Annotated in this window: 12 protein-coding genes; 7 read left to right on the forward strand and 5 right to left on the reverse strand. The window is 65.0% G+C overall.

Annotation, left to right across the window (positions count from 1 at the left end):
• Window positions 1–276: 276 nt before the first annotated feature.
• Both ABID58_RS03675 and ABID58_RS03680 read right to left on the reverse strand, forming a co-directional pair.
• A complete protein-coding gene (locus ABID58_RS03675) occupies window positions 277–3,786 on the reverse strand; it encodes a hypothetical protein (protein ID WP_354031561.1) in 3,510 nt (1,169 codons plus the stop codon).
• Window positions 3,787–4,144: 358 nt separating this feature from the next.
• A complete protein-coding gene (locus ABID58_RS03680) occupies window positions 4,145–4,732 on the reverse strand; it encodes a PadR family transcriptional regulator (RefSeq protein WP_354031562.1) in 588 nt (195 codons plus the stop codon).
• Window positions 4,733–4,936: 204 nt separating this feature from the next.
• Between ABID58_RS03680 and ABID58_RS03685 the strand changes: the two genes are divergently transcribed.
• The 4 genes from ABID58_RS03685 (at window position 4,937) to ABID58_RS03700 (ending at window position 10,667) form a co-directional block, all read left to right on the forward strand.
• Window positions 4,937–5,323, forward strand: a complete 387-nt coding sequence (locus ABID58_RS03685) for a nuclear transport factor 2 family protein (RefSeq protein ID WP_148754422.1) — start codon at window positions 4,937–4,939, stop codon at window positions 5,321–5,323.
• 38 nt (window positions 5,324–5,361) lie between these two features.
• Complete coding sequence (locus ABID58_RS03690) at window positions 5,362–7,152, forward strand: acyl-CoA dehydrogenase C-terminal domain-containing protein (RefSeq protein WP_354031563.1); 1,791 nt, start codon at window positions 5,362–5,364, stop codon at window positions 7,150–7,152.
• Between the two features lie 70 nt (window positions 7,153–7,222).
• Window positions 7,223–8,431, forward strand: coding sequence for an acetyl-CoA C-acetyltransferase (locus ABID58_RS03695; protein WP_354031564.1), 1,209 nt, complete (start codon window positions 7,223–7,225; stop codon window positions 8,429–8,431).
• Window positions 8,432–8,450: 19 nt separating this feature from the next.
• Window positions 8,451–10,667, forward strand: coding sequence for an FAD-dependent oxidoreductase (locus ABID58_RS03700; RefSeq protein WP_354031565.1), 2,217 nt, complete (start codon window positions 8,451–8,453; stop codon window positions 10,665–10,667).
• A 453-nt stretch (window positions 10,668–11,120) separates the two neighbouring features.
• Here the strand turns inward: ABID58_RS03700 and ABID58_RS03705 are convergent, their stop codons facing one another.
• The gene (locus ABID58_RS03705; RefSeq protein ID WP_354031566.1) at window positions 11,121–11,429 is read right to left on the reverse strand and encodes a hypothetical protein; all 309 of its coding nucleotides are present in this window, start codon (window positions 11,427–11,429) and stop codon (window positions 11,121–11,123) included.
• 231 nt (window positions 11,430–11,660) lie between these two features.
• Window positions 11,661–12,275 (reverse strand): glutathione transferase GstA, encoded by a 615-nt coding sequence (gene gstA / locus ABID58_RS03710; RefSeq protein WP_354031567.1) that lies wholly within the window; start codon window positions 12,273–12,275, stop codon window positions 11,661–11,663.
• 126 nt (window positions 12,276–12,401) lie between these two features.
• Here gstA and ABID58_RS03715 point away from each other — a divergent pair, with 126 nt between their 5' ends.
• The 3 genes from ABID58_RS03715 (at window position 12,402) to ABID58_RS03725 (ending at window position 15,118) form a co-directional block, all read left to right on the forward strand.
• Window positions 12,402–12,899, forward strand: coding sequence for a MarR family winged helix-turn-helix transcriptional regulator (locus ABID58_RS03715; RefSeq protein WP_128968787.1), 498 nt, complete (start codon window positions 12,402–12,404; stop codon window positions 12,897–12,899).
• Between the two features lie 103 nt (window positions 12,900–13,002).
• Window positions 13,003–14,373: a glutamate--cysteine ligase gene (locus tag ABID58_RS03720; protein ID WP_354031568.1), complete on the forward strand. Its 1,371-nt coding sequence runs from the start codon at window positions 13,003–13,005 to the stop codon at window positions 14,371–14,373.
• 166 nt (window positions 14,374–14,539) lie between these two features.
• A complete protein-coding gene (locus ABID58_RS03725) occupies window positions 14,540–15,118 on the forward strand; it encodes a PAN domain-containing protein (protein WP_354031569.1) in 579 nt (192 codons plus the stop codon).
• Window positions 15,119–15,224: 106 nt separating this feature from the next.
• On the opposite strand, the gene ABID58_RS03730 is transcribed toward ABID58_RS03725, so the two are convergent.
• Entirely contained in the window at window positions 15,225–15,563 is a 339-nt protein-coding gene (locus ABID58_RS03730; protein ID WP_354031570.1) for an MmcQ/YjbR family DNA-binding protein, read from the reverse strand.
• Between the last annotated feature and the right edge of the window lies 1 nt (window position 15,564).

Raw genomic sequence — 15,564 nt, forward strand, 5'->3', positions numbered from 1 at the left:
CGCGGAGCGCTCGCAGGAAGGGCATGCCGCGCCCTTCAATAGCGGAATTTGGTGCAGGGCGGGACCGGGAAATTTGCGCGTGGTGAATGGGCTGAGAGGGATCAGATAGCTGCTTCGCTGCGCGCCGAGGATTTCGTCTCCTTCTCCGCTGTCAGGCCCCGGCTTGACCGGGGCATCCAGTACGCCGCGGCTTCTCCGCATCAAACCGGCGTCTCTGGAATACTGGGCGCCCGGTCAAGCCGGGCGACGACAAGAGGGGAGAGCGTACTAGACCGATCAATGCGCAGCCGACGCCGATTTCTTCGTCGCCACCGGCTTCGGCGCGGGTTTGCCGTTCGCCTGCGGTGCGGTGTCCCAGCCGCCGGCGGGCCCCTGGACGTTGACGGCGTCGTCGGGCTGCGGCTCGGCGCTGAAGGTCTGGATCGCGAGCTTGGCAGCGGCGAGCGATTGCGGGTCGAGGCGCTTGGCGACGTCGTCGCGCTTGGTCGCCGCGTCCGCGTCGCCCTGTCCGGCCGCAAGGGTGAACCATTTGTAGGACTCGGCGAGGTTCTGCTCGACGCCGATGCCGCGGGCATAGAGGATGCCGAGGTTGAACTGGCTGTCGGCGACGCCGCGGTCGGCGGCCTTGCGGAACCACTGCGCCGCGCTCTTGTAGTTGGCGCCGCGTCCGCCGCCGTCGGCGTCGAGCACGGCGAGATTGTGCATCGCCTTGGCGTTGCCGCGCTCGGCGGCCTGCGTGTAGTAGCGGCGGGCGATGTCAGCGTCTTTCTTCACGCCCAGGCCCTTTTCGTAGAGCGTGCCGAGACGGAAGGTCGCGGGCACCACGCCGGCCTGCGCCGCGCGGTCGTACCACTTCGCCGCTTCGTCGTAGTTCGCGGCCACGCCCTTGCCCTCGGCAAAGCGCACGCCGATCTCATAGGCCGCGGTCGCATCGCCCTTCATCGCGGCGGTGCGCAGGCCCGGGCCGCCGATGCCGTCGGGCAGCTTCTCGCTCGGCGGCACCTGGACGATGCCGAGCCGCGCACGGCTCATGCCCGACAGTGCACCGGTGACGTCGCTGGAGGGCGCGGGTGGCGCCACGGCGGGAGCGGGCGGAATTTCGACCGAGGCCGTTCCACTGGGGTTCGTTGCAGTCGGCGCCGCATTGTTTTGGGACTGCTTCCCGATCGGCGTCGGCGAGGTCATCGACGGCGTGACCTGCTCGGGGGCGGCGGGCTTGCTCTCGACCGGCGGCGCCTGCGGTGCGGGCTGGCTCGACGTATTTTCCATCACCTGCGGGGACGGCGGCGCGCTGCCGCCTTCGAGCAGGTTCATCGCCATTTTGAAGGTGCCGAGCACGATCACGACCACGCTAGCGCCGACCAGCAGTGAGCGGATCTTCGAGGTAATGGTCGAGGCGCCTTGCTGTGCTTGTCCCTGTGCTTGTCCCTGTCCTTGGCCCTTGTCCTTGACGCGGGCCGCGAGCGCGGCCTTGACGCCGCGGGCCGGCTTCTCCGGCGGTTGCGCGGCGGCGGCTTGCGCGGCGCGGCGCGCGGCCGCGATGAAGCTCGACGACGACACCGGTTCCTTCGGCGCGGCGGGGATTTCGCTGATCGCGCTCTCGGACGCGGCAATGCGCTCGGACGGCGTGGCGGGGCGGCCGTTCGGACGCGTGCCGGGCTCGAGCGGATGATCCGGCGGCAGGTCGGGCGCGATCGCGGCGCGGGCGGGCGCCGTGTGCGGCTCGAGGATCTCGCTGATCGCACGCGGCGGAACCGGCGCCATCGGCACCGACGGCGGCGCCGCGGGCGCGGCAGCATGGAATTCACGCGGCGCAGCGACGAAGGTCGAGTGCGCGGGCTGCTGCGCGGCAGCCGGATTCGGCAGCTCGGGCTTCGGATCGTATTTCGGTTGCTGCGGCTGCGGCGGCCGCTGCTCGCGCGCCATCTGCGCCGGCTCGACCGGCGCGGCCATTGACGCTTGCGCGGGCATGGGCGCAGCCATCGGCATCGGCGCAGGGACCGGCGGCGCGGTGCGCACCGCGCGCAGATCGCCCTCGATCATTGAGAGACGATCGACGACATGGCCGAGCGTGTTGTGCACGGCCTCCAGCGAATCCTGCGTGCTGCGGTTGGTTTCGGCCTGGCTGTAGCGGATGTCGGACAGCTCGCGCTTGACGAGATCGACCATTCCGGAATCGGGAGCCGGCGCCGAGCTTCGGCTCTCCGCGAGCGCGGAATAGGTGGCCTGCTGCCGCTCGAGGTGGCGCAGAATGTCGTGCAGCCCGTCCTCGACACGGCTTAGGTTTCCGCCGCGCGAATCGGAATTGCTCTCGATCCGCTCCAGCAGATAGGAGACCCGCTGCTCGAGATGCGCGAAGGTCGAGGCCGAGTCGTTGCCGACCTGCATGCGGTCGAAACGGTCGGACAGCGCGCGAATTGCGCCTTCCAGATGTTCGGTGCTCTCGGCCGGTTGCGGCCGCTCGCGCGTTTCCAGCGCGGCGGTGAGCGCGGCGATGCGCTGCTCCAGCACCGCAAAGCTGTCGCCGCGGTCCGAGGAGCGATTGACCTGGTCGACCTTGGACGACAGCAGCTGCACGTCCTCGGAGAGCCGTGCCAGCGCTTCGTTGGAGGCGACGTTCGAGACGATGCCGCGCAATGCCGAGATCGCGCCTTCGAGCTGGCGCACCGTCGTGGGGTCGTCATTGGCGCGCAGGATCAGATCGAGCTTGGCGCCGAGATTGCGGATCGCCTCGTCATAGCCGGTGAGCTGCTCGGCCGGCGTCAGCGTGCGCAGCACCTGCTTGATATCGGCGAGCGCGCGCTCGATGCCGGAGAGCACCTGGCCGTCGGTGCCGTTGGAGCGGGTCTCGTCGATGCGACGGTGCAGCGAGCGGATCTCGTTCTCGATCGATTCGATGGCGCGGCGCGGCATCGCCTCGGTGATGGCGTTGCGGATCTCGGCGAGCTCGGCGCGGAAGCCGTTGATGGCCTGCTCGGTATTATCAGGCCGCTGCAGCGACTCGATCTGGTTCGTGATCTTGAGCAGATGGCGTTCGAGCGACGAGAAATCCGGCCCCGGCTGCGGTGGCGGCGGAGCATAGGCAGGCGCGGGCGGCGCCATCGGTGGCGCATAGGGAGCTGCCGAGGGGGCGATCGACGGCGCGGCGCGCGGCGGCATCTGCCGCGGCGCAAAGCCGTCGAGCTCGCTCTGCCGTGCGGTGATCTCGGCAACCGCGACGTCGAACGACGCGGGGCTCAAGGGCGGCGAGCTGCGATAGACTTGTGCGGCCGCGCGCTCGACCGCATCGGCCTGGTGCTGGCGCGTCTCGACCGGCGCGGCGCGCTGCGCCTGCTGCGCCTGAGGGGGCCGCGAGATCTGCGACAGGCGGGCATCGAGCCGCGAGATCGCGTCGTTGAGCTGGCGGGCGACGCCCTGCTCGCGCGAGACGTCCGGTCGCGAAGCGTCTTGTCGTGAAGCGTCTTGTCGTGACGTGTCCTGGCGCGGCGCGGCGGGCTTTGAAATCCGTTCGATCTGCTGGGTGATCGCGTCGAGCCGCTGATGGATGTCGGCGACTTCGCGGCTTTCCTGACTCGGCATCTGCTGCGCGCGCGGATCGGGACGCAGGTTCTGACGCTCGTCCTGACGCTGCTCGTAAGGCCCGCGAAAGTTCGGCGGGGCAGTCTCGCCGAGCGTTGAGTTCAGCCAATCGTTGAGTGACATGCCGGCGCGACGCGCAGCAGCTTCGGCCCGCTCCCTGACGGACGGATCGATACCGTCAACACTCCACGATACGCGCGAATTCATGACTCTGTCCGGTTCCGACTCCGGCGCCCCACCCGGCGCCTCCAGTCTCCCCACGCGTCCCGGTTGTAAGACAATCGAATTCGGCGCGGGTCGTCTGCCTCGAAAACCGACTTTTTCCTGTTACGGTAAATAACGGGTTAAGGAACGCAGTCCCGGTGTCTTAAAGTTGGGCGGCGGGAAAGAGGGGGCGCCACCGGTGTCATGCTCCGCGAAAGCGGGGCATCCAGTACGCCGCAGCTCCCCGGCTCTAGCCGCGCCGCCTCTGGAATACTGGATCGCCCGCTCCAGTGCGCAAGTGCGCACAAGGCGGGCGATGACAGCGGAGGAAATGGCGAGAGCTCGCGCGGCGTTGGGCCGCTCAGCCCTTCTCCCGCTTGCCGTCGTCCAGCGGGACCACCGTGCTCTTGCCGCTCATCGCCGACAGCGCCTCGAGCGCTTCCTCGCAGAAATCGGCCACCATCTGCTCGTGCCGCGCGCCGAGGCGGAGCAGCAGCAGATTGCCGAGGTCGAGCACATCAGATGCCGTCCCCTCGGGAAAACGCTTCTTCAGGATCCGCTCGTAATTCTCGTGCCGGTCGCGGTGATGCTCCAGGCGGTCCATCAGGTCGGTGCGGATGGGCTCGATGTCGATGCTGTCGAGCGCATGCAGCCGCACCAGCAGGTCGTCCTTGATCGAGGGCGGGGTGCTCGGTCGCGCGGACCAGTGCCGCAGCGCTGTTCGACCTTCCGGAGTAAGCGTATAGATGAGCTTATTGGGCTTGCCGGACTGGACGACCTCGCGGCCCTGGATGTAGCCGCGGTCGCGCAGCTTGGAGAGCTCGCGATAGATCTGCTGGTGGTCGGCCTTCCAGAAGAAGCCGATCGAGGAATCGAAGGTCTTGGCGAGCTCGTAGCCCGTCATCGGACGTTCCGTCAGGCATGCGAGGATTGCGTCGCCCAGCGCCATATGACTTGCCTCCCTGTGACCTTAACCAAGCAGCTTGACTTTATGCGTATCGACGCATATGCGTCAATGTGCATATGCGGCCACCCTGGGTCGGAGCTCAAGAACCGACCAGAAAACGCAGCGGAATCAACCTCGCGCTACTGTGCATGGGGTTGTTTTCGAGTTCTTGCCAAGGCCTTTGATCCACGGGAGGCAATCCTGACAATGACCGGCCTCGACTCCTGGTACGCCTTCATGAAGTCCCATGATGCGAAAGCGCTCTGGGACCTGCTGCATCCTGACGCCATCTTCGAAAGCCCCGTCGTGCACTCGCCGCAGCGCGGACGCGACATCACCTTCAAATATCTCGCCAGCGCCGAGAAGGTGCTCGGCGGTCCCGGCTTCAGCTATGTCGGCGAGTGGACCAGCGCCGACGGCGCCGTGCTCGAATTCAAGACTGTGATCGATGGCATCGAGATCAACGGCGTCGACATCATCAGCTTCGATGCCGAGGGTCGGATCACGAATTTCAAGGTGATGGTGCGGCCGCTCAAGGCCATCAACATGCTGCATCGCCTGATGGCGGAGCAGCTCGCCGCTGCTCAATCATAATTCAGCATCATCACTTCAAGGCTTGCCGGGAGACCACCATGCCGATCTACAAAGCCCCTGTCGAAGACATGAACTTCCTGCTCAACGACGTCTTCCAGATCGACCGCTACGACAATCTCGCCGGCTTCTCCGATGCGTCGAGCGACGTGCGCGAGGCGATCCTGGGCGAAGCCGCCAAGCTCGCCGAAGAGGTGCTCCAGCCGCTCAATCGCGTCGGCGATCTCGAAGGCTGCAAGCGCGCCGATGACGGCAGCGTCACCACGCCCAAGGGCTTCAAGGACGCCTTCAAGCAGGTGGCCGAGGGCGGCTGGCTTGGTCTGTCGGCACCGACCGAGTTCGGCGGCCAGGGCCTGCCGGTGACGCTCTCGCAGGCGGTCAACGAATTCCAGATCTCCGCCAACATGGCGTTCTCGATGTATGGTGGCCTCACCATGGGCGCGACCGCCGCGCTGATCGTTCATGGCACGCCGGAGCAGAAGCAGACCTACGTGCCGAAGATGGTCGCCGGCGAATGGACCGGCACCATGAACCTGACCGAGCCGCAGTGCGGCACCGATCTCGGCATGCTCCGCACCAAGGCGGTGCGCCAGGCGGACGGCAGCTTTAAGATCACCGGCACCAAGATCTTCATCTCAGCCGGCGAGCATGACCTCGCCCCGAACATCATCCACCTCGTGCTCGCCCGCATCGAGGGCGCACCCGCCGGCATCAAGGGCGTGTCGCTGTTCGTGGTGCCCAAATTCCTGGTGAATGCCGACGGTTCGATCGGCGCTCGCAACGGCGTCGTCTGCGGCTCGATCGAGCACAAGATGGGCATCCACGGCAATTCGACCTGCGTGATGAACTACGACGGCGCCACCGGCTGGCTGATCGGCGAGGAGAACAAGGGCATGCAGGGCATGTTCGTGATGATGAACGAGGCCCGCCTCGGCGTCGCCGTTCAGGGCCTCGCGCAGTCCGAGGTCGCCTACCAGAACGCGGTCGCCTACGCCCGCGAGCGCATCCAGGGCCGTTCGCTCACCGGCGTGAAGGCGCCGGACAAGCCGGCCGACCCGATCATCGTGCATCCCGACGTGCGCCGCACGCTGCTCTCGATCCGCGCCTTCAATGAGGCCGCGCGCGCCTTCGTGATGTGGACCGCGCTGAAGAGCGACGTCGCCCACCGCTCCGATGATCCGAAGGACCGTCAGGCCGCCGACGATCACATGGGCCTGATGACGCCGGTGCTGAAAGGCTTTCTCACCGATTACGGCTTCGCCAACGCGGTGCAGGCGCAGCAGATGTATGGCGGCCACGGCTACATCGCCGAGCAGGGCATGGAGCAGTTCGTGCGCGATGCGCGTATTGCGATGATCTATGAAGGCGCCAACGGCATCCAGGCGCTCGACCTCGTCGGCCGCAAGCTGCCGCGCGATGGCGGCCGCGCCATCATGGCATTCTTCGGCGAGGTCATGGCCTTCGCCAAGGAGAACGGCGGCGACGAGGCATTGAAGCCTTTCATCACTCCGCTCTCGGCTGCGCTCGGCCATCTCCAGCAGGCCACGACGTGGCTGATGCAGAACGCGATGGCGAAGCCGGACAATGCCGGCGCCGCCGCAACCGACTATCTCCATCTCTTCGGCTTCGTCGCGCTCGGTTACATGTGGGCGAAGATGGCGAAGGTGACGAATGCCAAGATTGCCGAGAGCGGGGCGACGCCCTATCTCTCGACCAAGCTCGTCACCGGCCGTTTCTTCATGGAGCGGATGCTGCCGGAGACCGCCGCCAATCTCGCGCGCATCCAGTCCGGCTGCGCCACCATCATGGAACTGCCGGCGGAAGCGTTCTGAGAATTTTCGCTTCGCCAATCATCTCGATCGCGTCGCGGTCGTAACCAATCGCTGCAATCAGGAGGCTCCCATGGCAGATGCCTATATCTACGACCACGTCCGCACCCCGCGCGGCCGCGGCAAGGCTGACGGCGCGCTGCACGAAGTGACCGCGCTCGCGCTCGCCACCGTGCCCTTGAAGGCGCTGAAGGAGCGCAACAACCTGCCGGAGGATTCCGTCGACGACGTGATCCTCGGCGTGGTCGATCCGGTCGGCGAAGCCGGCTCCGACATCGCGCGCTTCGCTGCGCTCAAGGCAGGTCTCGGCGAGGCCGTCCCCGGCGTGCAGATCAACCGCTTCTGTGCTTCAGGCTTGGATGCCGTGAACTTTGCGGCCGCGCAGGTGATGAGCGGCCAGCATGAGCTCGTGATCGGCGGCGGTGCCGAATCGATGAGCCGCGTCGGCATCGGCGCCTCCGGCGGCGCCTGGCCGATGGATCCGTCGATGGCGGTGCCTGCCTACTTCATGCCGCAGGGCGTCTCGGCCGATCTGATCGCCACCAAATACGGCTTCTCGCGCGACGACGTCGATGCCTATGCCGTGCAGAGCCAGCAGCGCGCCGGCAAGGCCTGGGACGAAGGCCGCTTCAACAAGTCGGTGGTGCCGGTCAAGGATATCAACGGCCTCACCATCCTCGCCAAGGACGAGCATATGCGGCCCTCGACGACGATGCAGTCGCTCGCGCAGCTGCAGCCGTCGTTCACGATGATGGCGCAGATGGGCGGCTTTGACGGGGTCGCGGTACAGTCGCATCCCGAAATCGAGCGCGTCAACTACGTGCACCATGCCGGCAACTCGTCGGGCATCGTTGACGGCGCCGGCGCCGTCTTGGTCGGCAGTAAGGAAGCGGGCTCGAAGTACGGCCTCAAGCCGCGCGCAAAAATCCGCGCATTTGCCAATATTGGCTCTGAGCCGGCGATGATGCTGACCGGTCCGGTCGACGTCACCGAGAAGCTGTTCGCACGCTCCGGCATGAAGACGTCGGATATCGACCTGTTCGAGCTCAACGAGGCCTTCGCTTCTGTCGTGCTGCGCTATATCCAGGCCTTCGACATCGACAACGCCAGGATCAACGTCAATGGCGGCGCCATCGCGCTCGGCCATCCGCTCGGCGCCACCGGTGTGATGATTTTGGGCACCGTGCTCGACGAGCTCGAGCGTACCAACAAGTCCACCGCCCTGGTCACGCTGTGCATCGGCGGCGGCATGGGCACCGCGACCATCATCGAGCGCGTGTAAGGGTAGGGGAGCAACCAACATGGCCTACAAGAACTTCAAGGTTGAGACCGATTCCGACGGCATCGCGCTCGTCACCTGGGACATCCCGGGCCGCTCGATGAACGTGCTCGACGAGACCTCGACCAGCGAGCTTGACGCGATCGTCAAGGCAACCACCGCTGACACCGCGGTGAAGGGCGTCGTCATCACCTCGGCGAAGGAGGCGTTCTGCGCCGGTGCCGATCTGTCGATGCTCGAAGGCATGAACCAGGCCTACGCAAAGGTCTTTGGGGAGCAGGGCGAGACCGCGGCGAACCAGATGCTGTTCGACCAGAGCCGCCGCTTCTCGCAGGTGCTGCGCTCGATCGAAACGTCAGGCAAGCCGTGGGCGGCCGCGATCAACGGCCTCGCGCTCGGCGGCGGTTTCGAGATCACGCTGTGCTGCCACTATCGCGTGGCGGCGGAGAATCCCAGGACGCGCCTCGGCCTGCCCGAGGTCAAGGTCGGCCTGTTCCCCGGCGCCGGTGGCACGCAGCGCGTGCCGCGCCTGGTGCCGCCGCAGGACGCCATGACGATTTTGCTCAAGGGCGATCCGGTCACAATCGAGAAGGCCAAGGCGCTGAACCTGATTCACGCCATCGTTCCGGCTGCCGATCTCGTCAAGGCGGCGAAGGATTGGATCAAGGGCGGCGGCAAGGCCGTCGCGCCCTGGGACGAGAAGGGTTTTAAGCTGCCCGGCGGTCCCGTGTTTTCCAAGGCCGGCATGATGATGTTCCCGGCCGGCAACGCCATCTATCGCCGCGAGACCTACGACAACTATCCGGCCGCGCGCGCGATCATGAGCTGCGTCTATGAAGGCCTGCAGTTGCCGATCGACGCGGCGCTTCGCGTCGAGTCGCGCTACTTCACCTCCGTGCTGCGCTCGAAGGAAGCGGCTGCGATGATTCGCAGCCTGTTCCTGTCGATGCAGGAGCTGAACAAGGGCGCGCGCCGTCCGAAGGACGTGCCCGCAACCAAGGTGAAGAAGGTCGCCGTGATCGGCGCTGGCTTCATGGGTGCGAGCGTCGGCTACGTCTCGGCGCGGGCGGGCCTCGACGTCGTCCTGATCGACCGCGACCAGGAGAGCGCCGACAAGGGGAAGGCGCATGCGCAGAAGGTGATCGAAGACCAGATCAAGAAGGGCCGCGCCAAGCCGACCGACGCCGAGGCGCTGCTCGCACGCATTACGCCGACGGCCGACTATGCCGCGTTGAAGGACGTCGACCTCGTGATCGAGGCCGTGTTCGAGGACCGCAAGGTCAAGGCGGAGACCTTTGCCAAGGCGCAGGAATATCTCAAGCCCGACGTGATCTTCGCCTCGAACACCTCGACGCTGCCAATCACCTCGCTCGCCGAGGGCTTCAAGGACCAGGGCAAGTTCGTCGGCATTCACTTCTTCTCGCCGGTCGAGAAGATGATGCTGGTCGAGATCATCAAGGGCAAGAACACCGGCGATGTCGCACTCGCGACCGCGCTCGATTACGTCCGGCAGATCGGCAAGACGCCGATCGTCGTCAACGACAGCCGCGGCTTCTTCGCCAACCGCTGCGTCGGCCGCTACGTCGCCGAAGGCAACGAGATGTTTTTGGAAGGCGTGCCGCCGGCGATGATCGAGAACTGCGCCAAGATGGCGGGCATGCCGGTCGGCCCACTCTCGCTCTCGGACGAAGTCGCGCTCGACCTCGGCCTCAAGATCATGAAGGCGACCGAAGCCGATCTCGGCCCCAACGCCATCAACCCCGACCAGAAGAAGCTGATGGTCGAGATGGTCGAGAAGCAGGGCCGCCTCGGCCGCAAGAACAGCAAGGGCTTCTACGACTATCCCGAGAAGGGCAAGGGCCAGAAGAGCCTGTGGCCGGGCCTGTCCGCGCTGCAGCCGAAGCAGCTCGATCCTGACACGCTCGTCATCGAGGAGCTGAAGCAGCGCTTCCTGGTGGTGCAGGCGGTGGAGGCCGCGCGCACGGTCGAGGATCACGTCATCACCGACCCGCGCGAGGCCGATGTCGGCTCGATCCTCGGCTTCGGCTTCGCGCCATTCACCGGCGGCACGCTGTCCTACATCGATTTCATGGGCACGAAGAAGTTCGTCGAGCTCTGCCACAAGCTGGAGGCGAAATACGGCTCGCGCTTCACGCCGCCGAAGCTTCTCGAGGACATGGCTGCGAAAGGTGAAACTTTCTACGGCCGCTTCGCGCCGAAGAAAGCGGCTGCTGCCTGAACTCAGTGCGGTACCGGACATAACGGAAAGGCTGGATCATCGATCCGGCCTTTTTCACGTCCAGGCCCCTCATCACGGTTACGTCACGATGTTCCCGGGTTGTGGAACCCGTCACAGATTCCGCGTAGGAACCGTGCCAGAGTTGAGGGGCCGTTCTGTCGCGCAATTGTCATAGGCGCGTCAAAACAGCGCCGTTCTTTTGCTCGGTCTTGGCACCACTCTTGCTGATCGGCCGGGTAACGAACCCTGGTGGGACATTTGCCGCTTCCCTCGGCAAGTTGAAGACGAAATAAGAAAGTGTCCTCGATGAACTCTTTGGTGTTGCGGAAGACCGCGCTTGGTCGCGATCTCGCCGCGAAATATGCTGTTTCGCCTGCGCTCGGCCGCGTCTCGCCGCAACAGAAGCCGGCGCGTTTGCGCCGCAAGGGCCCGCTGTTCTGGGCAGCTTTGGCGCTACTTGTGCTCTCGGCGGATTTTCTGCTCGCTTGCTTCGCCTGGCTCGCCGTCGACCTCGTCATGGGTTGAGATCTCGCGCGCATGTAGAAAATAGGCTGCAGCGAAATAGGCGAGCTGGCAGACGGCAAGACAGACGGCGATGACGATCACACCGGCGATCATCCCGAATTCGTAAATGCGAAGAATTATCGCCAAGAAAACTGCGATTGACGGCGAGATCACAACCAGCGCCCAGATCCTGAAAACGTAACCTGTCGCTACTCCCACCAACGCACTTGCCACGATCAGAACGAAGGCAATCGTCAAGTTCAACTCCGATGAGAGTCCCAAATAATCTTCAACAATTCCGCCAAGTTCGCGCGCTTCGCGGGTACTGACAAGACAGCACCACTTACGTTCCGCGAACAGTAGTTCATAAGTCTTATGATAGGTACGATGATCCGGTGAAAAGGGGTTCGCCGCCCGCGTCGGTGCTCCTGCAAATAAAAAGGGCCGGATCGTCGACCTGGCCCCTGGGAGATTGATCCCTCTCGCGGCTCAAGCAGCCTGGATCAGCCCTTCCTTCTTCAAGGCCTCCTGCACCTTCGGCCGTGCGGCGACGCGGTCCTTGTAGGCGGTGAGGTGGGGCATCGCCGAGAGGTCGAACTTCATCCGGTCGCCCCAGGTCAGCATCGTGAAGAGATAGCCGTCGGCGACCGAGAACTGCTTGCCCATGAGGTAGTCGCGGCCGGCGAGCTCGCTGTCGATATGCTTCAGCTTGCCCATGACGCGGTCCTTGAAGAACGCCTTGGCTTCGTCGTTCAGAGCCGGTGCGAACAGCGGGCCAAAGCTCTTGTGCACCTCGGAGGTGAGGAAGTTCAGCCATTCGAGCAGCTTGTAGCGCTCCGAACTGTCGCGCGCGGGCGCCAGTGCCTTGGCCGGGGCCTTGTCGGCGATCATCTGGACAATGACCGGGCCTTCGGTCACGATCTCGCCGCTGTCGAGGCCCAGCGCGGGGACCTGACCCTTCGGATTGACCTTCAGATAGTCTTCACCGTTCTCGAGCTTCTTGGCCCGGATATCGACCTTGACCAGCTCGTAGGGCAGGTCGGCCTCCAGGAGCGCGATATGGGGAGACAGCGAGCAGGCGCCGGGCGAGTAATACAGTTTCATGGAATTTCCTCCTCTTGACGCTTGGTTGGGGCGAAAGAACGCCTACATGCACCTGCATGCAATAGTCAAGATTGATGCAGGTGCATCGAGTGGGGTAAGAAGCGGGCGACGAGTTTGAGCGGAACCATGAAACGCAAACCATCGACCGAGGCAACCAGTGCCTGGATCCGCCTGATGCGGGTGCAGAGCCGTGTGCTCGACTGCGTCGAGCAGGATCTGAAGAAGGCCGGGTTTCCACCACTGGCATGGTACGACGCGCTGCTCGAATTGTCGCGCGCGCCGAGCGGAGAGCTGCGCCCGGTGGAGCTCGAGCGGCAGATGCTGATCCCGCAATACTCCACCTCGCGCCTGATCGACCGCCTGGTCGACGAGGGGCTCGCCTCGCGGCGCGAATGCAAGATCGACAAGCGCGGCCAATTCGTCGAGATCACGGAGGCCGGCCGCGAGTTGCAGAAGCGGATGTGGGGCGCCTATTCGGCCGCGATCGAGAAATATGTCGGCTCGAAGCTGTCCGATGCCGATGCCGTCAAGCTCAGCGGTCTGCTCGACCGCCTGGGCTGCTCGTGCGGCGAGATGAAGCTGCCGCCCGTCGTCAACGTCAACGAATCCTCGCCGTCGCGATGACCGCGCGGCAAACCAGCACGTCCGCGCGCCCGGTGGGTTCGTGGACCATCCCGTCACCCGCGCGCATTCGATCGAAGCGCTTCTGATTAGAGTTTGATTTGATATGGCGCGAGACCAGATCGATATGACGCCGCTGCAATCGCGCGACGAGCTCGTTGCGTGGTTCGAGGCCGGTTGCAAGGACCCGTCCGAATTCCGTATGGGCACCGAGCACGAGAAGACGCCGTTCACGCTCGAGGGCCACCGTCCGGTGCCTTATGAGGGCGCGCGCGGCATCGGCGCACTGCTCGAAGGCATGAAGCTCCTGCTCGGCTGGGAGCCGATCATGGAGAAGGGCAACATCATCGGCCTCTACGACGTCACCGGCGGCGGCGCGATCTCGCTCGAGCCCGGCGGACAGTTCGAGCTCTCCGGCGCGCCGGTCGAGAACGTGCACCAGACCCAGAGCGAGCTGATGGCGCATCTGGCGCAGGTGCGCGAGATCGCGACCCCGCTCGGCATCGGCTTTCTTGGTCTCGGCATGACGCCGTCCTGGTCGCGCACCGACATCCCGGTGATGCCCAAGGGCCGCTACAAGATCATGACCAATTACATGCCGAAGGTCGGTCAATACGGCCTCGACATGATGTACCGGACCTGCACGGTGCAGACCAATCTCGACTTCTCGTCCGAAGCCGACATGGTCAAGAAGCTGCGCGTCTCGCTGGCGCTGCAGCCGGTCGCGACCGCTCTGTTCGCCAATTCGCCCTTCACGGAGAGCAAGCCGAACGGCTTCCTGTCCTTCCGCTCCGAGATCTGGCGCGACACCGACAATGCGCGCGCCGGCATGATGCCGTGGGCGTTCGAGGACGGCATGGGTTTCGAGCGCTATGTCGATTATGCGCTCGACGTGCCCATGTATTTCGTCAAGCGCGGCGAGGATTACATCGACGTGTCGGGCTCCTCGTTCCGCGCCTTCTTCGACGGCCGCAACAACAATCTGCCCGGCGAGCGTCCCACCCTGTCGGACTGGGCCAACCATCTCTCGACGATCTTCCCGGAAGTGCGGCTCAAGCGCTATCTCGAGATGCGCGGCTCCGATGGCGGCCCGTGGGGCCGTCTGCCGGCGCTGTCTGCGTTCTGGGCCGGGCTGCTCTATGACGACGTGTCGCTCGACGCCGCTTGGGACCTCGTGAAGCACTGGACCGCGCCTGAGCGCCAGGCTCTGCGCGACGACGTGCCGCGCTTCGGCTTCAAGGCGCGGATCAAGGACCGCTATCTGTTCGAGATCGCCAAGGAGTGCCTCGTTCTGGCGCATGCGGGCCTGCGTCGCCGTGGCCGCATCGACGCGATCGGTCGCGACGAGACCCGGCATCTGGAGCCGCTCGACCGCATCATCGATTCCGGCCGAACCCCGGCCGAGGAGATGCTCGAGAAGTTTAACGGCGCCTGGAACGGCTCGGTGGAACCGGCCTACTCGGAATACGCGTTCTAGCGCGCGTTCGAGCATGATCTTCGCGGAAAACCCGCGTCACACTTTTCCGGATCATGCTTTAGGCCAACGATCAGGCTTTAGGCCGTTCATCGCCCATACAGGTTTGCGGCGATCAAATGACCGGCCGAAAAACCTGAGCGCCGTCAATAACTCGAAAGCTGTTCCGATGGGGAAGGGCCGCCTGCCTGGGGCCGCCAGGGCCAAGGCCTTGGCCAGCGTCGTGGCTTGCGTCACGCTGCTGTCGCTCGCCTTTGCGAGCGCGCCTGCGCGCGCCCAGACGGCGTTCGACCGGCCCGGCGGCGACTATTTCAACGCGCCGGTGACGTCAGGCGATCCCGAGGATTGCGCGCTGCTCTGCGAGCGCGATCGCAAATGTCGATCGTGGAGCTTCAGCTATCCCGATATCGACGGCGCCGCGGCGGTGTGCTGGCTCAAGAGTACCGTGCCGCCGCGACAGCCCGCCAATTGCTGTATCTCCGGCGTGCGCGGCGCCGGCGTGATCGAGCCGCGCGTCGAGGGCGTGGAGACCTCGATCGACCGCCCCGGCGGGGACTTGCGCAATTTCGACCTCAAGGAAGGCGAAGGCGAAGACGTCTGCAAGGCCGCCTGCACCGCCGACAACAAATGCCGCGCCTTCACCTATGCCCGTCCCGGCTATACGGGCCGCGAAGCGCGCTGCTTCCTGAAAAAGGACATCAAGCCCCCGCGGCGGAAGGCGGGGTTCACGTCGGGTGTGGTGCGGTAGCCCAGGTGCCGTAGGGTGGGCAAAGGCGTGAAGTGCCGTGCCCACCATCTCTCTGCAATCGCCGCTACTTGTGGTGGGCACGCTATGCTTTGCCACCTAGGGAATCTCACGCTGCATCATGCTTCGTTCGCACTGCCTTCGATGCCAGCGCGCGCCAACGCCGGCGCAGAAGCGGCTCCACGGTCGCGCGCCTGGCTTTGGACAGGCGGATCAGCACGATCGGATAGTCTCGGTAGTGATCGGTGAAATAGAAAATCTTCGGCTGGCTCTCGACCAGCATCGCACGCTCGTCGACCGGGACATCCGGCATCACCAGGCTGTCGCCATCCTCTTTCAGACGCGCCAGCATCTTCTTGCGCACTTTCAGCGCCGGCGTGCCGTAAGAGGTGCCGTCCTCGACCTCCGGCCACGTCAGCGCGAATTTTCTGACGTCGTCGAAGGTCATT

It is taken from the genome of Bradyrhizobium sp. S3.2.6 (genome assembly GCF_040546885.1).
Lineage (GTDB): Bacteria > Pseudomonadota > Alphaproteobacteria > Rhizobiales > Xanthobacteraceae > Bradyrhizobium > Bradyrhizobium cytisi.